Consider the following 1,480-nt stretch of genomic DNA (forward strand, 5'->3'; position numbering starts at 1 on the left):
AGAAGTGAATGGTAATGTCTATGTACACTATAAAGATACAGAAGGCAATGAGCTTAAAGCTTCTGTAACGGATATGGATAAAGAACCAGTTGATTCAGCTTACGATACAGTTACAGACAACCGTCCAAAAGAAATCGAAAAAGACGGTAAGACTTATGTATTGGTACCAGCTGGCACTTACAAAGTTGGTGAAGTAGATGATCAAGGCCACCTTACATCATCAGATGCCACAACTGGTAAAGTAGCTGAACAAGATAAGAACGTTACTTACATCTACAAGCTTAAAGAAGAGCCAACTCCAGATAAGCCTGTAGAACCAACTCCAGACAAACCAGTGAACCCGACACCAGGTAAACCAGTGGATCCAACTCCAGACAAGCCTGTAGAGCCAATTCCAGACAAACCAGTGAACCCGACACCAGGTAAACCAGTGAATCCGACACCAGGTAAACCAGTGGATTCAACACCAGGTAAACCGGTGAACCCGACACCAGGTAAACCAGTGGATCCAACACCAGGTAAACCGGTGAACCCAACACCAGGTAAACCAGTTTCGGAACAACCAGCTAATCCAACATCGGCTAAGGAACAACTTCCAAATACTGGTGAAACTACATCTGCAGGATCAACTGTACTCGGAGTAGTTGCAGGACTTGTAGGATTGGCAGCACTTGGACGTCGTAAGAAGGAAGACGAAAAATAGTCATCTTTCTTAGGAGAGTAATGTTACTTTGTTTAAAATAACGACTCATATTGACGATCAAATCTGGCTTTAACTAATAGAAAAGAGTGGCTATCCCCACTTTAGGGATAACATTTAGAAAATCTTTTCAACATAAAACGCATAATATCAAGGTTTTTGAATATCTGATATTATGCGTTTTTCTGATTTTAAAGATCTTTACCCAGCTTCTTTTTATGCATTACCAAAACAAAAAGTCTTTCTACGAGCTAAAGCTCCTCATAAATCACAACAAAAGGAAGAACCTAAAGAAAGTTTTTAGTAGAGTGGGAGTTCTCTTTTGATCAAACTAGAGTTGATGTTTTGAAAGTTTTATTTTCGATAGGTGAGTCGAATACTAGAATTTTTGGCATTGAAAATTTTGGGAATGGCGTTTCTTTAGATGAAGTAAGGTGATAGGTTTGACTTGCTCAAGGTTAAGGGGGATTGAATTTTTGAAAAACTCTCTAATCATCTTTTAAGAATATACTCATAAGGGAGAAGTATAATGAGGTTTACCTCAGCCTATATGTATTATAACTTTCGAACATAGGTGATATGGCACTGCTGGGCTGTTTTATCTATCATTACAAATCTCTATAGTCCCTACAGTTTTTAAACCAACTAACTATAGAAACTTTAGAGACTTTTTATAGAAGATAGTAGGTTTAGGGTTCTATGTTCACATATCAGTGATGATAAGTCATCAGTTATAGGACTTGAGCAAACTAATACTCAATGAAAATTAAAGAGCAAACT

General features: G+C 37.9%; 2 protein-coding genes. Both read left to right on the top strand.

From position 1 onward, the window contains the following. A partial coding sequence (locus tag HMPREF2728_RS09905; protein WP_186822211.1) for a MucBP domain-containing protein occupies positions 1-703 on the top strand: 703 nt, incomplete at its 5' end. 172 nt (positions 704-875) lie between these two features. Further along, a complete protein-coding gene (locus tag HMPREF2728_RS11000; RefSeq protein ID WP_261674130.1) occupies positions 876-1,004 on the top strand; it encodes a hypothetical protein in 129 nt (42 codons plus the stop codon). Positions 1,005-1,480 lie beyond the last annotated feature (476 nt).

This window comes from Streptococcus sp. HMSC061D10 (genome assembly GCF_001808865.1).
In the GTDB taxonomy this organism is placed as follows: Bacteria; Bacillota; Bacilli; order Lactobacillales; family Streptococcaceae; genus Streptococcus.

What these genes read in the sequence shown, in the direction of transcription:
- HMPREF2728_RS11000 (WP_261674130.1), top strand. Translation starts at nt 876, where the DNA reads ATGCGTTTTTCTGATTTTAAAGATCTTTACCCAGCTTCTTTTTATGCA.